Source organism: Streptomyces sp. TRM70350 (genome assembly GCF_019219825.1).
Classification (GTDB): Bacteria; Actinomycetota; Actinomycetes; order Streptomycetales; family Streptomycetaceae; genus Streptomyces.
The window spans coordinates 17,274-34,013 of record NZ_JAHUXH010000005.1 but is presented as its reverse complement, the minus strand read 5'-3'; the positions used below and the strand labels follow the sequence as shown (position 1 = coordinate 34,013).

Here is a 16,740-nt window from a genome sequence, read left to right as displayed (position 1 = left end):
GCGCAACGGCAGGCCCGTTCAAACAGGCCCGTTCAAACGCCGCTTACTGGACGACTTCACGCCATCCACCGGTCGGGCCGCGCGTCCCTGCGTCCTGTCCGTGACCGCTCGGCCTGGGCCCGCAGCAGCCGCGCGGCCTCCTCGGCATCCCTCAGGCGGGCTGTCACGGTCTTGTTGGCGCCGGTGTCCACATGGACGTGCGCGAGCCGCCAGCGCCGCATCCAGGGGCCCTGCTCCTGCCGGACGCTCTGCACCTTGGCGTGCGGGACGAGTGCGAGGCTGCGCCGGAGCAGTCCGTGCCGGGCCACGAAGACCGTGTCCGTGACGGTGAGGCCGTGTCCCCGCCACCACAGCGGCATGCACCGTCCCGCCCGTCGCGGCGGGCGCGACAGGGACGCGGCGGGCGGTACGGTCACGCCGGGCAGTACGCGCGCGATGAGGCGTTCCGCGACCTCGCGCGGGGCCACCGGCAGCAGCACGGAGTTGGACGACCCGGCCACGTCCAGCTCCACCCGCACCCAGCCTCCCCCACTCTCGGCTCCGCTCGACCGGGAGGACCCCCATCGCCGCCACAGCAGCGGCTCCACGATCCGCACCGTCTGCACCCGCCCCGGCGGCACCGTCTCGTGCGCCCGGTCGAGCAGCCCGCGGTCGATCCGGATGCCGTCCGGCGACTCGGCCACCGTCCAGTCGTACTCGGCGACGAATCTGCCCACACTGCTGGCGCCCGCCGCGCCGAGCAGCGGCACGGCGGTCGCGACCACCGTCCACAGGTTGTGGGTGAAGAACCACAGCACGGGCGGCACGACGAGGGCGGCGGCCAGCGTGGCCCAGGTCGCGCCGGTCAGCAGCAGGGAGACGGCGAGTACGCCCGCCGGCACGTGCAGCAGCCGCTGCTCCGGCGCCTCGCCGACCTCGTGCGCGGTCTCGGGGGCGAAACCGGCCGCCCGCGCGAGAAGTTCGGCCCGCAGCGTGCGTGCGTCGGCCTCGCCCAGGTAGGCGAGCTCGTCCTTCTTGTCGGTCCCTATGACGTCGAGTCTGAGTTTCGCGACGCCCGCCACGCGCGCGAGGAGCGGTCTCGTGACGTCGACGGCCTGGATCCGCTCCAGGCGGATGTGCGCGGTGCGCCGGAACAGCAGGCCGGTGCGGATGCGCAGTTCCGTCCCGGTCACCGCGAAGTGCGTGAACCACCAGCTGAGAAAGCCGTACAGCGCGGCGGCCGGGATGACCACCGCGAGGGCTATGAGGATCGTGGTCGTCGTCAGCCGGGTCAGCTGGCGGTGCGCCCCGTCCGGGTCGTGCAGCGCCCACCCGATGAGCACGGCGACCGGCGCCCACGCCCGCCTGAACGGCGTGACCGGGTGCAGCCGCCGCTCGGTCGCGGTCACCTCGCGGCGTACCTCGTCGTCGGTGCCCGGCCTCGTCACAGCCCCGCCGATCGTGCCTCGCCCAGCTCGGTGAGCCGGTCGCGCAGTCGTTCGGCCTCGGCCGGGTCGAGGCCGGGGATGGTCGCGTCGGTCGCGGCGGCGGCCGTGTGCAGCTGGACGCTGGCCAGGCCGAAGTGCCGCTCGACGGGGCCGGAGGTCACCTCGACCAGCTGCATGCGGCCGTACGGCACCACCGTCACGGTGTGCCACAGCACGCCCCGGCTGATCAGCAGGTCGTCGGCGCGCTCGGCGTACCGCCAGGAGCGCCAGTTGCGGCCGATCAGCACCCAGCCCCACACCATCAGCGCCAGCGGCACCAGCGCGAACGCCGCCCACGCGGGACCGGCCAGCAGCCCCGGCAGCAGACCTGCGGCCAGGGTGAGCGACCCCAGCCACACCACCAGCAACAGCCGTCGCATGCGCAGCAGGCCGGGCGGCAGCCCGGTCCACGTCGGTTCGGTCTCGGCCGTCACCACACGCTCCGGACCCGCCGGCCCGCCGCCCTCCGCGCCCACCGTCCTGCCGCCCTCCGGGCTCCCGGTCTCCATACGGCCAGCCTACGTAGGACAGACTGTGTTCCATGACTCCTACGACGGAGACCACGGTCGGAATCGGCGGCGCCGCGGAGAGTACCGACATGGTGCTCAACATCGGCCCTCAGCATCCGTCCACGCACGGCGTGCTGCGCCTGCGGCTGCTCCTGGACGGTGAGCGCGTCACGCGCGCGGAGCCGGTGGTCGGCTATATGCACCGCGGCGCGGAGAAGCTGTTCGAGGCGCGTGACTACCGCCAGATCATCATGCTCGCCAACCGCCACGACTGGCTGTCGGCCTTCTCCAACGAGCTGGGCGTCGTCCTCGCCGTGGAGCGCATGCTCGGCATGGAGGTGCCCGAGCGCGCGGTGTGGACGCGCACGCTGCTCGCGGAGCTCAACCGGGTGCTCAACCACCTGATGTTCCTCGGCTCGTACCCGCTGGAGCTGGGCGGCATCACGCCGGTCTTCTACGCGTTCCGGGAGCGCGAGGTCCTCCAGAACGTCATGGAGGAGGTCTCCGGCGGGCGCATGCACTACATGTTCAACCGGGTCGGCGGCCTCAAGGAGGACCTGCCTGCCGGGTGGACGGCACGCGCGCGTGCCGCGGTCGCGGGGGTGCGCTCGCGCATGGACCGGTTCGACGACCTGGTGATCGGCAACGAGATCTTCCGGGGGCGCACGCGGGGCGTGGGGTACCTCGCGCCGGAGACCGTGCACGCGTACGGCGTGAGCGGGCCGCTCGCGCGCGCCTCGGGCGTCGACTTCGACCTGCGCCGCGACGAGCCGTATCTGGCCTACGGGGAGCTGCAGGACACCCTCAAGGTCGTCACGCGCCCCGAGGGCGACTGTCTCGCCCGGTTCGAGTGCCTGCTGGAGCAGACGCACAACGCGCTCGACCTCGCCGACGCCTGTCTCGACCGCATCGCCGAGCTGCCGCCGGGGCCGATCAACCAGCGGCTCCCCAAGGTGCTGAAGGCGCCCGAGGGGCACACGTACGCGTGGACCGAGAATCCGCTCGGGATCAACGGCTACTACCTCGTCAGCAAGGGCGACAAGACGCCGTACCGGCTCAAGCTGCGCTCGGCCTCCTACAACAACATCCAGGCGCTGACCGAGCTGCTGCCGGGAACCCTGGTGGCGGACATGGTGGCGATTCTGGGGTCGATGTTCTTCGTGGTGGGGGACATCGACAAGTAGGTGGCGGGGAGGCGGGGGGTCAGTCGCCCAGCGGGTTGGGCATTCCAACCGGCTGCACCAGCCACCCGAAGTCCCCCAGCCCGCCCGGCGCCGTCAGCTCGGCGGCCTCCCCGGCGCTCGCGAGGGCGCGCACGTAGCCCGCGGGGTCGGTGGTGGCGAGTGCGAGTGGGGGGCGTGCGCCTGCGACCCCCAAGGCGTGCAGGGCGTCGCGCTGGGCCAACGTGCGCCCCCCGGGGAGCGCGCACGCGTCCAGCGCCACATGCGCCGTGATGTCGCACGACCCGTCCGGCACGGGCGCCGTCTCGCGTCCCTCCCGGAAGCCGGTGAGCGTCCCGAAGGGCGGGCGGGCGTCCGCGGTGTGCGCGTAGTCAACGGCGACCGCCAGCCCCCGCTCGACACGCGCGACGACCGACGCCCACGCCGTGTCCCTGGGCAGCCCGATCTCCGCCCGCTGCCCGTCCTCGGCCGGCCTCGGCCACCACCGGGTAAGCCACTCGGCCGCCGCCCCGGACACCGGCTCCCCGAGCCGTTCCGTCCCGTCCTCCCGTACGAGCACCAGCCGCCACACCCCCGAGGCGTCCACCTCGGCGACCTCCACGGGCACGTTGTCCAGCCACTCGTTGGCGAACAGCAGCCCCGTGACGCCCTCCGGGCACTGGGCGAGCCACTCGATGCGGTGATCCAGGCCGGCCGGGCGGTCGGCGATCTCGACGGCGTACGCGCGCGTGCGGGCGGCCAGATCGGCGGGCAGCGCGGTGAGCACGCCGGTGACCAGTTCCCCCCGCCCCGCCGCCATGTCGACGAAGTCGAGGGACGCCGGGCGGCCCAGCGCCTCGTCGACCCGGCGCAGCAGCCCCGCCACCGCTTCGGCGAACAGCGGCGACGCGTGCACGGACGTACGGAAGTGCCCGGCGGGGCCCTCGGGCCTGCGGTAGAAGCCGCCGGGGCCGTACAGCGCCGCCTCCATGGCCGCGCGCCAGCCACGCCAGCCACATCCGTCGCGCCGCCCGCCGTCCGTCGCTCCCCTTGTCACAGGGCAAGGCTAGGCGCACAGGACAACGTGGCCTCCACCTTGCGGAGTACACGTGTCGCATCCGGATCGGCCCTCCGGTTGACCCCCGCACGCATCACGCTTCCCTACTCTGGGTTACGTGCAGCGCCTCTACGACTTCCTCCGCCGACACCCGACATGGGTCGACGGCTTCTGGGCCCTCGTCCTGTTCGGGATCTCGGTCGTCGGCGGGGTGGCCACCCAGGAGGACACCGGGACCGATCTCCCGGCCCTCGTGGTGCCGGTCACGGTCCTGCTGTGCGTGGCGCTGACGCTGCGCCGGCGGATGCCGGAGAAGATGCTGCTCCTGGCGGCCCTGGTGGGCGTGGCACAGCTGGCGCTCGACGTGGCGCCGATACCCGCCAATTTCGCGATGCTGGTGATCGTCTACACCGTGGCCGCGGTCGGGGCGCGCTGGGCCTCCCGGTTCGCGCTGGTCGGCGGCCTGTGCGCGGCGCCGATGGCACAGATCCGCTGGCCGGAGTTCCAGACGAGCGTCGCGGGCAACATCGCGCTGGCGATCTTCCAGACGGTGCCGTTCGCCCTCGCCTGGGTGCTCGGCGACTCCATCCGCACCCGCCGCGCCTACTTCGCGCAGCTGGAGGAGCGCGCCGCCCGGCTGGAGAAGGAGCGCGAGGCGCAGTCCAAGGTCGCGGTCGCCGCCGAACGCGCCCGGATCGCGCGCGAACTGCACGATGTCGTCGCGCACAACGTCTCCGTGATGGTGGTGCAGGCCGACGGCGCCGCCTACGTCCTCGACTCCGCGCCCGACCAGGCCAAGAAGGCCCTGGAGACCATCTCCTCCACCGGCCGCCAGGCCCTCGCCGAGATGCGCCGCCTGCTCGGCGTACTGCGCACCGGCGAGCACCAGGAGACCGGCGAGTACGTCCCGCAGCCCGACGTCCGGCAGATCGAGGATCTCGTCGAGCAGTGCCGGGTCTCCGGACTGCCCGTCGACTTCAGGATCGAGGGGACACCGCGCCCCCTGCCCAGCGGCGTCGAACTCACCGCGTACCGCATCGTGCAGGAGGCGCTCACCAACACCCGCAAGCACGGCGGGCCCCACGCGGGCGCGAGCGTGCGCCTGGTCTACTTCGACGACGGCCTCGGCCTGCTCGTCGAGGACGACGGCAAGGGTGCCCCGCAGGAGCTGTACGAGGAGGGCGGCCCCGACGGCCAGGGGCATGGTCTGATCGGCATGCGCGAGCGGGTCGGCATGGTCGGCGGCACCCTGGACGCGGGTCCCCGCCCCGGCGGAGGATTCCGGATCAGTGCCCTGTTGCCGCTCAAACCAGCGCACTGACGTATACGCACGCCTCCTGCTGACACCTGTAACAACCCTCTGCAACGACCTTCTGAACGCACATGGAAGAGGCCCCCATGACGATCCGCGTGATGCTCGTCGACGACCAGGTGCTGCTGCGCACCGGGTTCCGGATGGTCCTCGCCGCGCAACCGGACATGGAGGTCGTGGCCGAGGCGGGCGACGGCGTCGAGGCCCTGCAGGTGCTGCGCTCGACCGAGGTCGACGTGGTGCTGATGGACGTCCGCATGCCCAAGCTGGACGGGGTGGAGGCCACCCGCCGGATCTGTGCGGACCCGAACCCGCCGAAGGTGCTGATCCTGACCACCTTCGACCTCGACGAATACGCCTTCTCCGCGCTCAAGGCGGGCGCCTCCGGCTTCATGCTCAAGGACGTGCCGCCCGGCGAACTCCTCGCGGCCATCCGTTCCGTGCACAGCGGCGACGCCGTGGTGGCCCCGTCGACGACCCGGCGCCTCCTCGACCGGTTCGCGCCGATGCTGCCCAGCGCGGGCAAGGAGCCCCAGCACAAGGAACTGGAGCGGCTCACCGACCGGGAGCGCGAGGTCATGGTGCTGGTCGCCCAGGGCCTGTCCAACGGGGAGATCGCGGCCCGGCTGGTGCTGTCCGAGGCGACGGTGAAGACCCACGTGGGCCGCATCCTGACCAAGCTCGGGCTGCGGGACCGGGTGCAGGTGGTGGTCCTGGCGTACGAGACGGGGCTCGTGCGGGCCGGGGGTCACGGCTGACGGGCCGCGCTCTGGCGTCGGTAGGGTCGGCGCATGCTCCTGTGGATCAACGGCCCCTTCGGGGGCGGCAAGACACAGACCGCGCATGAGATACAGCGCCGGCTGCCCGGCAGCGTCATCTGCGACCCGGAGCACGCGGGCTTCGGCCTGCGCCGCATGCTCCCGCCCGCACTGCGGGACAACTTCCAGGACCTGGTCTCCTGGCGGCAGGGCGTCGTCGAGGTCCTCGACCTCGCCCTCACCCAGCACGACGGCGTCGTCATCGCGCCGATGACGGTCACCGACTCGGGCTACTTCGAGGAGACCGTCGGCCGGCTGCGTGAACTCGGCCACGACGTACGGCACTTCACCCTCCTCGCGGAACGCGAGACCGTCCTGGAACGGCTGCGTGAGCGGAGTCTGGGGCACCTCCTTCAGCACGTCGGCGGGAAGAACGCCGGGCTGCGCAGGGAGAGTTGGGCCGTGCGGCAGCTCGACCACTGTCTGGAGCGGTTGCGCGAGCCGGAGTTCGCCGAGCATCTGTGGACCGACCACTCGACGGTGCCGAAGACGGCGGACCGGATCGCCGTGCTCGCCGGGCTGACCCTCCGGCCGAACAACGAGGGGGCGCTGCGGACGCGCATCAGGCAGGCTCGGGTGGGGATCAGGCACATGCGGTTCGACTGATGCCCCCGGACCTCGGTCAGCGCAGGATCCCCTCCAGGAAGTCGCTGCCCAGCCGGGCCACCACCGTCACGTCCAGCTGGTGCAGCACGTACCGCCCGCGGCGGCGCGTGATGATCAGGCCCGCCTTCTTCAGCACGCTCAGGTGCCGGGATATCTCCGGCGCCGTCACGCCGTGGGCCGTGGCGAGCTCGCTGGTGGTGAACGAGCTGCGGGCCAGATGGCGGCAGATACGCATCCGCAGGGGGTGGGACAGGGCCGTCATCCGCAGGGTGAGCTGCTCGACCGACGGCGGCGAGGCCAGCTCCTGGGAGCTCACCGGGTAGTGCAGGACCGGCTGCCAGCCGTACCGGTGCAGCACCATCAGGTGGGGCCAGCCGAGGCTCGTCGGTATGAGCAGCAGACCGCCGTCAGCGGTCGTCGTACGCCCCTGGGCCAGCTTGTCCACGGTGATCCGGGTGCCGTCCCCGTCCAGCGTCACGGCGGACGACACGGAGGCCAGCGCCTCGCCGAGGCCCTTGCGCCGCAGAAGCTCCGTCTTGTGCCGCGCGTCCGCGGCGAGGGGGTGGCGCACCCTGGCCCAGACGTCGCTGAAGAAGGCCTCGTCGCAGTCCTGCAGGAACTGCCGCAGCCAGGCACGCACGCGTGGCGGATCGGCGAGCAGCCGCTTGGTGAACCGCACCTGGCGTGGTCCCCGCGACGCCGCCAGGTCGAGGGCGCGGCGGCGCAGGCCCGGGTCGGCGAGGACGCCGCTGCCCGGCAGGTCGTAGTCGGGCGCGCAGGTGAACTCCAGCGCCGAGTCCGCGAACTGCTCGTCCGACAGCTTGTCCAGCAGATCCATGTCCTCGGCGAGCGTCGCCCCGGGCAGGGTGCTGCGGCCCGGGATGCCCGCGAACGGCATGAAGAGGTCCGAGAACGTCGTCCGCCACAGGAAGTCGGCCTCGCACATGCGGTCGGCCAGATGCGAGTCGAGGCGGGCGGTCACGCCGGTCACCCAGCCCTGCAGGCCGGGATGGTGCCCCGGCTCGGACAGCGCGTGCAGCGCCATGCCGAGCTCGGTGAGGGGCGAGGGCACGACGGCGACCCTCTCCGGCCGCAGCCCCGCGATGTCGATGCTCACGCTCATGACGCCATGGTGCGCCCCGCCACTGACAACGCCGCCCCCGATTGACGCCGGACGTCAATCCACGCGCGCCGCCCGCCGGGGCGACGCAGCCTGGGGTCACCGGGGCAGCCGCGGAGCCTTCCGGATTTCCGACTCCTGCTTCTCGACCACGTCCGCTGTTCTCGACCACGTTCCGAAGAAGGCGAACCGCCATGAGCATCACCCAGCAGCACCTCCTCGACGCCTACCGCGCCCAGCACCTCGGCGAACCCGCCCCGCCCGCCCCCGGCGCCCAGGACTGGCAGGTCGTGCGCGAGTGGCGCGACCGGCGTGAGTTCCGCGCGGTGCTCGCCGATCGCCCGGCCCATGGGCGGCTACGACAGTCCCTGGGCCGGTGGCTCGATCCAGGGCGACGGGCAACGAGCTGATCCTTACGGCAGCCGGGCCGCAGGCGGGCCTGATTCTTCCGGCAGCCGGGCCGCAGGCGGGCCTGATCCTTACGGCAGCCGCGAGACGAACTCCGCGACCGCCGCCTTCACATCCTCCGCCGTCCACTCCAGGCCCGCGGCCCGTACGTCGATCTCCGTGACGGCGAGGCCCGGCCCCGGGGCGTCCCAAGGGCGGGCGAAGAGCAGGGTTCCGGTCTCCTCCGCCTGCCGGACCGCCGCCTCGGCGACCGCGTCGGCGTCGTACGGCAGCCAGACCTGGAACTCGTTGGTGTGCGGTTCCTCGGGGTGGACGCGCGCCCAGGGCACGCCGGCCGCCGCGAAGCCCTCGCGCAGCGCGGCGGCCACCACGCGCGCGTGCCGCACGTAGTCGGGGAGCCGGGGCAGCTCCCGCTCCAGCCCGGCGAGTGCGGAGAGCACGGTCGGGAACTGCTGGAACACCTGACCGCCGTACCGGTGCCGCCAGGTCTTCGCCTCCTCCACCAGCGTCCTCGGTCCGGCGAGCGCCGCGCCGCCGAAGCCGTTGAGGGACTTGTAGAACGACACGTACACGCTGTCCGCGAGGGCCGCGATCTCGTGCAGGGGGCGGCCGAAATGGACGGTGGTCTCCCACAGGCGCGCGCCGTCGAAATGCACCACCGCGTCGCGCTCCCGCGCCGCCTCCACCACCTCGGTGAGCTCCTTCCAGGAGGGCAGGACGAACCCGGCGTCCCGGAGCGGCAGTTCCAGCATCAGCGCACCGAACGGCTCCTCGAAGTCCCGGATCTCGGCGGCGGTCGGCAGCCGTGGCTCGCTGCTCAGACGTACCGGGCGCAGGCCACTGACCTGCGTGAACGCGTGGCGTTCATGCACTTCGGGGTGGGCGAGCGGATGCAGGGCGACCGTCGGGTTGCCGGTGCGGCCCGCCCAGCAGCGCAGCGCCACCTGCTGGGCCATCGTGCCGGTCGGGAAGAACGCCGCGGCCTCGGTGCCGAGCAGTCCGGCGGCCTTCGTCTCCAGGGCCTCCACGATGCCGTTGCCGTACAGGTCCGCCGTCTCGTCCAGGTCGTACAGCTCCTCGGCGGTCTGCAGCACCGCCAGGCGCTCCCGGAGCGTCCCGATGCTGGAGCGCGCGAGCACCCGCCGCGCGCCCCGATACGCCGCCTTGCGCCGCTCGAAGCGTTGCTTGCGCTGCTCCTCGACCGACGCCACCGGTTCCCGCGCGTCCTGCTCCACCGTCTCAGCCATGCCTGGATCATGCCGGGCGCGTGGCGCGCTGCCTACCGGATTTCACCACCCACAGCCTGTGGACAACCGAACGCCCCCAGAACCAATCGCGTTAACATGACGAGAAATCGTCCGGTACCCCGAGCGGACTGGAACGGGAAGGCCGCCGTCGCGTGAGTACAAGCCAACAGCCAGATCCCAGGGACCGCCCCGCGCGGCTCACCGTCGGCGTCGTCGGCGCCGGTCGGGTGGGCCCCGCCCTCGCCGCGTCCCTCCAGCTCGCCGGACACCGCCCGGTGGCCGTCTCCGCCGTCTCCGACGCCTCCCGGAGGCGGGCCGCGCTGCTGCTGCCGGACGTGCCGGTCGTCCCGCCCGCCGAGGTGCTCCAGCGCGCCGACCTGGTCCTGCTGACCGTCCCGGACGACACCCTGCCCGGCCTCGTCGAGGGCCTCGCCACCACCGGGGCCGTACGGCCGGGGCAACTGCTGGTGCACACCTCCGGCCGCTACGGGGCGAACGTCCTGGAGCCCGCCCTGCGCGCCGGCGGACTGCCGCTGGCGCTGCACCCCGCGATGACGTTCACCGGGACCCCGGTGGACGTCCAGCGCCTCGCAGGGTGCTCCTTCGGAGTCACCGCCCCCGAGGAGCTGCGGCTGGCCGCCGAGGCACTCGTCATCGAGATGGGCGGCGAGCCCGAGTGGATCGCCGAGGAGAACCGCCCGCTCTACCACGCGGCGCTCGCCCTGGGTGCCAACCACCTGGTGACGCTGGTCGCCCAGTCCATGGAGCTGCTGCGCACGGCCGGCGTCGAGGCCCCCGACCGGATGCTCGGCCCGCTGCTCGGCGCCGCCCTCGACAACGCGCTGCGCTCCGGCGACGCGGCCCTGACCGGCCCCGTCGCGCGCGGGGACGCCGGTACGGTCGCCGCGCACGTCACGGAGCTGCGCCGGCACGCCCCGCAGGCCGTCGCCGGCTATCTGGCGATGGCGCGCGCGACCGCCGACCGGGCGCTCGCCCACGGGCTGCTGAAGCCCGAACTCGCCGAGGACCTGCTGGGGGTACTCGCCGCCGACACGACTCTGCCCGAGAACGGGGAAGACCGATGAGCCGCCGCAGCTTCGAACTCGTCCCCACCCCGGCCGACCTGACGTTCGTGCGCGAACACCACGCCGTACCCGGCCGCACCGCCGTGGTGATGACGATGGGCGCCCTGCACGACGGCCACGCCACCCTCATCCGCGCCGCGCGCGGGCATGTCGGACGGGACGGCTTCGTCGTCGTCACGGTCTTCGTCAACCCGCTGCAGTTCGGCAAGGGCGAGGACCTCGACCGCTACCCGCGCACCCTGGAGGCCGACCTCAAGATCGCCGAGCAGGCCGGCGCGGACGTCGTCTTCGCCCCGGCCGTGGACGAGGTCTACCCGGGCGGCGAGCCCCAGGTGCGCATCACCGCGGGTCCCATGGGGGAGCGCCTGGAGGGCGCCTCCCGCCCCGGCCACTTCGACGGCGTGCTCACGGTCGTCGCCAAGCTGCTCCACCTCACCCGCCCCGACGTGGCCTTCTTCGGGCAGAAGGACGCCCAGCAGCTCGCCCTGATCCGCCGCATGGTGCGGGACCTGAACTTCGGCGTCGAGATCGTCGGCGTACCGACCGTACGGGAGGACGACGGCCTGGCCCTGTCCAGCCGCAACCGCTACCTCTCGCCCCAGGAGCGACGCACGGCGCTCGCGCTGTCCCGCGCGCTGTTCGCGGGCCGCGACCGGCACGCCGCGCTGGAGGCACTGCGCGCGCGGGCGCGTGAGGTGCCCTCCACACGCGCGCGTGCCGAGGCGCTGAGCGCCATCGGCGAGTCCCGCGCCGCCGCCGACGCGCACGCCGTCGCCAAGGCGGTCCCCGGCGGCCCGTCCGCCGTCCGCGCCGCCGCCCGCCTGGTCCTCGACGAGGCCGCCCGCCTCGCCCCGCCCCTGGTGCTGGACTACCTGGCCCTGGTGGACCCCGACGACTTCACCGAGATCGACGACGACTTCGCGGGAGAGGCCGTCCTCGCCGTCGCCGCCAAGGTCGGCACGACCCGGCTGATCGACAACATCCCCCTCACCTTCGGAGCCGCCTCGTGACCAGCACAGGCATACGACTGCACGCCCCCGCCCCGGGCTGGTCCATCGCCGCGGACGTGGTGGTCGTCGGCTCCGGCGTCGCCGGTCTCACCGCCGCGCTGCGCTGCGAGGCCGCTGGCCTGCGGACGGTCGTCGTCACCAAGGCGCGCCTCGACGACGGCTCCACCCGCTGGGCGCAGGGCGGCATCGCCGCGGCCCTGGGCGAGGGCGACAGCCCCGAACAGCACCTGGACGACACCCTGGTCGCCGGGGCCGGTCTGTGCGACGTGGAGGCGGTACGGATCCTCGTCACGGAGGGCCCCGACGCCGTACGCCGCCTGATCGAGACCGGCGCGCACTTCGACGAGTCCACCGAGGGCGAACTGGCGCTCACCCGTGAGGGCGGCCACCACCGCCGCCGTATCGCCCACGCCGGCGGCGACGCGACCGGCGCGGAGATCTCCCGCGCCCTCGTGGAGGCGGTACGCGCGCGTGGCCTGCGCACGATCGAGAACGCCCTGGTCCTGGACCTCCTCACGGACGCCGACGGCCGCACGGCGGGCGTCACCCTGCACGTCATGGGCGAGGGCCAGCACGACGGGGTGGGTGCGGTGCACGCCCCCGCGGTGGTCCTCGCGACCGGCGGCATGGGCCAGGTCTTCTCGGCGACGACCAACCCCTCGGTCTCCACGGGCGACGGCGTGGCCCTCGCCCTGCGCGCGGGTGCCGAGGTCAGCGACCTCGAATTCGTCCAGTTCCACCCGACGGTGCTGTTCCTCGGCCCGGACGCGGAGGGCCAGCAGCCCCTGGTCTCCGAGGCCGTACGAGGTGAGGGCGCCCACCTGGTGGACGCCGACGGTGTGCGCTTCATGCAGGGGCAGCACGAGCTCGCCGAACTGGCCCCCCGGGACATCGTCGCCAAGGGCATCATGCGGCGCATGCAGGAGCAGGACGCCGAGCACATGTTCCTCGACGCCCGGCACTTCGGCGCGGACATGTGGGAGCACCGCTTCCCGACGATCCTCGCCGCCTGCCGCGCGCACGGCATCGACCCCGTCCACGAACCGATCCCGATCGCCCCGGCGGCCCACTACGCCTCCGGCGGCGTCCGCACGGACTCCCACGGCCGTACCACCGTCCCCGGCCTGTACGCGTGCGGGGAGGTCGCCTGCAGCGGCGTGCACGGCGCCAACCGGCTCGCCTCCAACAGCCTCCTCGAAGGCCTGGTCTACGCCGAGCGCATCGCCCACGACATCGCCGTGACCCACCGCCACAGCGGCCTCCACGCGCGCGTGCCCGCCCCGGTCGCGCACCCCGAGCAGCCCGCGCACCCCCTCCTCGCCCCCGAGGACCGCTTCACCATCCAGCGGATCATGACCGAGGGCGCCGGAGTCCTGCGCTCAGCCGACTCCCTCACCAAGGCCGCAGAACAACTCCACCAACTGCACGCCGACGCCCGCGACGCCCTGCACGAGAACGGCAAGACGGCCGAGCCCGGCGTCGACACCTGGGAGACCACGAACCTCCTGTGCGTGGCCCGCGTCCTGGTCGCGGCGGCTCAGCTCCGCGACGAGACCCGCGGCTGCCACTGGCGCGAGGACCACCCCGACCGCGACGACGCCGCATGGCGCCGCCACATCGTCGTACGGCTGAATCCGGACCGCACACTCGCCGTGCGCACCACCGATACCGCAGACTTCCCCCCAACCCGGCAGCACCACCCGGCGCACCGTCCCCAGGAGCAGTGACAGCAGTGAGCACCCCCGACCTTCCCCTCGCCCCGTCCGACGGCTGCGGTGACGGCTGCGCCTGCGGCGCCGACGAGGCATACCTGGAGTGCGGCCTCGACCCCGCACTCGCCCAGCTCCTGGCCGACGCCGGACTCGACCCCGTGGAGGTCGAGGACATCGCCAACCTGGCCATTCAGGAGGATCTCGCGGGCGGCGTGGACGTGACGACGGTCGCGACCATCCCCGAGGACGCGGTGGCGACGGCCGACTTCGTGGCCCGCGAGGCGGGCGTCGTGGCGGGCCTCAGGGTCGCCGAAGCGGTCATGTCGATCGTCTGCGCAGACGAATTCGAAGTCGAACGACACGTAGAGGACGGCGACCGCGTCACCGAGGGCCAAAAACTCCTCTCCATCACCACCCGCACCCGGGACCTCCTCACCGCCGAACGCAGCGCACTCAACCTCCTCTGCCGCCTCTCGGGCATCGCGACGGCCACGCGCGCGTGGGCGGAACTCCTGGAAGGCACGAAGGCAAAGGTCCGCGACACCCGCAAGACGACCCCGGGCCTGCGCTCGCTCGAAAAATTCGCGGTCCGCTGCGGCGGCGGCCTCAACCACCGCATGTCCCTCTCCGACGCGGCCCTGGTCAAGGACAACCACGTGGTGGCGGCAGGCGGCGTCGCCCAGGCCTTCAAGGCCGTACGAGAGGCCTTCCCGGACGTACCGATCGAGGTCGAGGCCGACACCCTGCACCAGCTCCGCGAGGCCGTGGACGCGGGTGCCGACCTGATCCTCCTGGACAACTTCACGCCGGGCGAGTGCGAGGAAGCGGTGGCCCTGGTCCACGGCCGAGCGGCGCTGGAGGCCAGCGGCCGCCTGACCCTCGCCAACGCCAGGGCATACGCCGAGACGGGCGTCGACTACCTGGCCGTTGGCGCCCTGACGCACTCCTCCCCGATCCTGGACATCGGCCTGGATCTGCGAGCGGCGGAGTAGGGAGCGGGAACCGGCATGCTGCTGACGATCGACGTAGGCAACACCCACACCGTCCTCGGCCTCTTCGACGGCGACGACATCGTCGAACACTGGCGCATCTCCACGGACGCCCGCCGCACGGCCGACGAGCTGGCGGTACTCCTCCAGGGCCTGATGGGGATGCACCCCCTCCTCGGCGACGACCTGGGCGACGGCATCGACGGCATCGCGATCTGCGCGACGGTCCCCTCCGTCCTCCACGAACTCCGCGAGGTGACCCGCCGCTACTACGGCGACGTCCCCGCCGTCCTGGTCGAACCCGGCGTCAAGACGGGCGTCCCGATCCTCACCGACAACCCCAAGGAAGTGGGCGCCGACCGCATCATCAACGCGGTGGCGGCGGTCGAGCTGTTCGGCGGCCCGGCGATCGTCGTCGACTTCGGCACGGCGACGACGTTCGACGCGGTGAGCGCGCGCGGGGAGTACGTCGGCGGTGTCATCGCCCCCGGCATCGAGATCTCGGTGGAGGCCCTCGGCGTCAAGGGCGCCCAACTCCGCAAGATCGAGGTGGCCCGCCCGCGCAGCGTGATCGGCAAGAACACCGTCGAGGCCATGCAGTCAGGCATCGTCTACGGCTTCGCAGGCCAGGTCGACGGAGTCGTCAACCGCATGGCCCGGGAACTGGCCGCCGACCCCGACGCCGTCACCGTGATCGCAACCGGCGGCCTGGCCCCCATGGTCCTCGGCGAATCCTCGGTCATCGACGAACACGAGCCGTGGCTGACCCTGATCGGCCTACGACTGGTGTACGAGCGCAACGTCTCCCGCATGTGACGAACCCCAGCACAACGGGGTGCCGCCGCGCCCGCCACCACGGCGATGGCGGCACTCGCGTACGCACGGAAGGGGACGTGTCGGGGGGTGTCCGCCCGCAGCGGTTGGCGCGTCAACACGGGCAAGTTGGTAAGAGACCGATTCCGCGCCGTTCCGAGGACGGACACCCCCCGGCGCGGCCCCGACCCACCACCCGGCACCAGGCGCTACCGCAACCACGCACTCACCCGCACAGGCCGCCGCAGGCATCCCACCGCCCACCCGAGTGCACCCCACGCCACACCCGCCCCCTATCTCCTGGTTTTGTCTGATTAGCGCGTATCGTCACCCCATGCCCACGCCATACGGATCCCGCGGCGGCATGGCGTTCGGTGTGGCGGAGCTGCGTGTGCTCCGCCGCGCTCTCGCCCTCGCCCTCCACCCCGGCCAGGCCTCGGCCGAGGACGTCCAGGACTGCCACCGCCTGGCCGAGTCGCTCGACGAGGCGATGCGTGAGGGCGCCCGCCTGCGGGCCTTCCTCGTGGCCGACCTCGCCCGCTACCGCGCCGCCCTCCCCGGCAGCACAACCGGCTACCTCACGCTCCTGGACGAGGCGCTGCGCGCCGGATACCGCCCCCACCCCGACGATCTGGCCGCCCTCCGGGCCCTCCGCGGCAACCCCACCGCCGCCCCCCTCCTCGACCGCTGCCAGATCCTCGCCGAAGAGGACGTACGCACCCGCCTGGCCTGCAGCGCCACCACCGCACCCCGCGCCGCAACCCTCGCCCCCGTCGTCCCGGCCTCCCGCACCCACCTCCTCGCCCTCCCCGGCGGCCGCACCCACTCCGCGGAGGACCCCGCCGCGAAACCGGACCCCAAACCCGAGAAGCAGCCGTCCGAAAAGCCGACCCCCGCCCCCGCCCCCACGCCCGCCGCCCCGAAGCCCACCCGCCGCCCCATCCCCACCCCGGGCGAGGTCTTCCCCCGCCGCAAACCACCCCAGCCCCCCGCAAACCCCCCACGGCACCTCGCGGCCGTCTGACCCCAGCCCCCCGCCTCCCGCCAGGCTTCAGTGAGGCGCAGCCCCGAACAAACCCCCCAACCCCTCACCACTACCCTGGACTCATGGACTACGTCTCCGCGCTTCTCCCCCCGGTCGTCATGGCCGTGCTCTTCATCGCCGTCATCCGGGTGATCGTGAAGTCCCAGGGCGGCGCCAACAAGGCCAAGGAGGACGCGGCCGTCGACGCCGCCCTCACTCGCGCGGAGGGCACCCGCCCGCCCTCCGTGACCACTCCCGACGCCTGACAAGGCGCTTCAGGAGCCCCAGCGGCCCCAGAGCCCACAGCGGACTCAGCATCGGCGTACGACTCCCCCTGGGTCGTACGCCCTTTTTGTTCCTGCTTGCCAAGAAAAATGCCCGCCTGGCAGGCCATAACCCAGATC

General features: G+C 72.8%; 17 protein-coding genes. 12 read left to right on the top strand and 5 right to left on the bottom strand.

Going from position 1 to position 16,740, the window contains the following annotated elements; all coding sequences use genetic code 11:
- Positions 1-56: 56 nt before the first annotated feature.
- The gene (locus tag KWI83_RS09830; protein WP_218513933.1) at positions 57-1,427 is read right to left on the bottom strand and encodes a PH domain-containing protein; all 1,371 of its coding nucleotides are present in this window, start codon (positions 1,425-1,427) and stop codon (positions 57-59) included.
- Positions 1,424-1,975 carry a PH domain-containing protein gene (locus KWI83_RS09825; protein WP_374106286.1) on the bottom strand — a complete coding sequence of 184 codons (552 nt, stop codon included), beginning with the start codon at positions 1,973-1,975 and terminating at the stop codon, positions 1,424-1,426. Before KWI83_RS09825 ends, KWI83_RS09830 begins: the two co-directional genes overlap by 4 nt.
- Before the next feature lie 32 nt (positions 1,976-2,007).
- Between KWI83_RS09825 and KWI83_RS09820 the strand changes: the two genes are divergently transcribed.
- Positions 2,008-3,159, top strand: a complete 1,152-nt coding sequence (locus KWI83_RS09820) for an NADH-quinone oxidoreductase subunit D (RefSeq protein ID WP_218513932.1) — start codon at positions 2,008-2,010, stop codon at positions 3,157-3,159.
- A gap of 19 nt (positions 3,160-3,178) precedes the next feature.
- Here the strand turns inward: KWI83_RS09820 and KWI83_RS09815 are convergent, their stop codons facing one another.
- Entirely contained in the window at positions 3,179-4,126 is a 948-nt protein-coding gene (locus KWI83_RS09815; RefSeq protein WP_218514186.1) for an SAM-dependent methyltransferase, read from the bottom strand.
- Between the two features lie 184 nt (positions 4,127-4,310).
- Here KWI83_RS09815 and KWI83_RS09810 point away from each other — a divergent pair, with 184 nt between their 5' ends.
- The 3 genes from KWI83_RS09810 (at position 4,311) to KWI83_RS09800 (ending at position 6,928) form a co-directional block, all read left to right on the top strand.
- Positions 4,311-5,513: a sensor histidine kinase gene (locus tag KWI83_RS09810; RefSeq protein WP_218513931.1), complete on the top strand. Its 1,203-nt coding sequence runs from the start codon at positions 4,311-4,313 to the stop codon at positions 5,511-5,513.
- A 77-nt stretch (positions 5,514-5,590) separates the two neighbouring features.
- Entirely contained in the window at positions 5,591-6,262 is a 672-nt protein-coding gene (locus KWI83_RS09805) for a response regulator transcription factor (protein ID WP_141315260.1), read from the top strand.
- Between the two features lie 33 nt (positions 6,263-6,295).
- Positions 6,296-6,928, top strand: a complete 633-nt coding sequence (locus KWI83_RS09800; RefSeq protein ID WP_218513930.1) for an AAA family ATPase — start codon at positions 6,296-6,298, stop codon at positions 6,926-6,928.
- A 16-nt stretch (positions 6,929-6,944) separates the two neighbouring features.
- On the opposite strand, the gene KWI83_RS09795 is transcribed toward KWI83_RS09800, so the two are convergent.
- Positions 6,945-8,051, bottom strand: coding sequence for a DUF5937 family protein (locus KWI83_RS09795; RefSeq protein ID WP_218513929.1), 1,107 nt, complete (start codon positions 8,049-8,051; stop codon positions 6,945-6,947).
- A gap of 191 nt (positions 8,052-8,242) precedes the next feature.
- On the opposite strand from KWI83_RS09795, the gene KWI83_RS09790 reads away from it, so the two are divergent.
- The gene (locus KWI83_RS09790) at positions 8,243-8,458 is read left to right on the top strand and encodes a hypothetical protein (protein WP_218513928.1); all 216 of its coding nucleotides are present in this window, start codon (positions 8,243-8,245) and stop codon (positions 8,456-8,458) included.
- A 69-nt stretch (positions 8,459-8,527) separates the two neighbouring features.
- Here the strand turns inward: KWI83_RS09790 and KWI83_RS09785 are convergent, their stop codons facing one another.
- Positions 8,528-9,703 carry a low specificity L-threonine aldolase gene (locus KWI83_RS09785; protein WP_218513927.1) on the bottom strand — a complete coding sequence of 392 codons (1,176 nt, stop codon included), beginning with the start codon at positions 9,701-9,703 and terminating at the stop codon, positions 8,528-8,530.
- 152 nt (positions 9,704-9,855) lie between these two features.
- Between KWI83_RS09785 and KWI83_RS09780 the strand changes: the two genes are divergently transcribed.
- The 7 genes from KWI83_RS09780 (at position 9,856) to KWI83_RS09750 (ending at position 16,602) form a co-directional block, all read left to right on the top strand.
- Positions 9,856-10,788: a Rossmann-like and DUF2520 domain-containing protein gene (locus tag KWI83_RS09780; RefSeq protein ID WP_218513926.1), complete on the top strand. Its 933-nt coding sequence runs from the start codon at positions 9,856-9,858 to the stop codon at positions 10,786-10,788.
- The gene (gene panC / locus KWI83_RS09775) at positions 10,785-11,798 is read left to right on the top strand and encodes a pantoate--beta-alanine ligase (RefSeq protein WP_218513925.1); all 1,014 of its coding nucleotides are present in this window, start codon (positions 10,785-10,787) and stop codon (positions 11,796-11,798) included. Before KWI83_RS09780 ends, panC begins: the two co-directional genes overlap by 4 nt.
- Complete coding sequence (locus tag KWI83_RS09770) at positions 11,795-13,525, top strand: L-aspartate oxidase (protein WP_218513924.1); 1,731 nt, start codon at positions 11,795-11,797, stop codon at positions 13,523-13,525. The genes panC and KWI83_RS09770 overlap by 4 nt, the downstream gene beginning before the upstream one ends.
- A gap of 5 nt (positions 13,526-13,530) precedes the next feature.
- Entirely contained in the window at positions 13,531-14,502 is a 972-nt protein-coding gene (gene nadC, locus KWI83_RS09765) for a carboxylating nicotinate-nucleotide diphosphorylase (RefSeq protein WP_218513923.1), read from the top strand.
- A 15-nt stretch (positions 14,503-14,517) separates the two neighbouring features.
- Positions 14,518-15,315 carry a type III pantothenate kinase gene (locus tag KWI83_RS09760; protein WP_218513922.1) on the top strand — a complete coding sequence of 266 codons (798 nt, stop codon included), beginning with the start codon at positions 14,518-14,520 and terminating at the stop codon, positions 15,313-15,315.
- Positions 15,316-15,676: 361 nt separating this feature from the next.
- A complete protein-coding gene (locus KWI83_RS09755; protein WP_218514185.1) occupies positions 15,677-16,336 on the top strand; it encodes a hypothetical protein in 660 nt (219 codons plus the stop codon).
- Positions 16,337-16,419: 83 nt separating this feature from the next.
- Positions 16,420-16,602 (top strand): hypothetical protein, encoded by a 183-nt coding sequence (locus tag KWI83_RS09750; RefSeq protein ID WP_218513921.1) that lies wholly within the window; start codon positions 16,420-16,422, stop codon positions 16,600-16,602.
- Positions 16,603-16,740 lie beyond the last annotated feature (138 nt).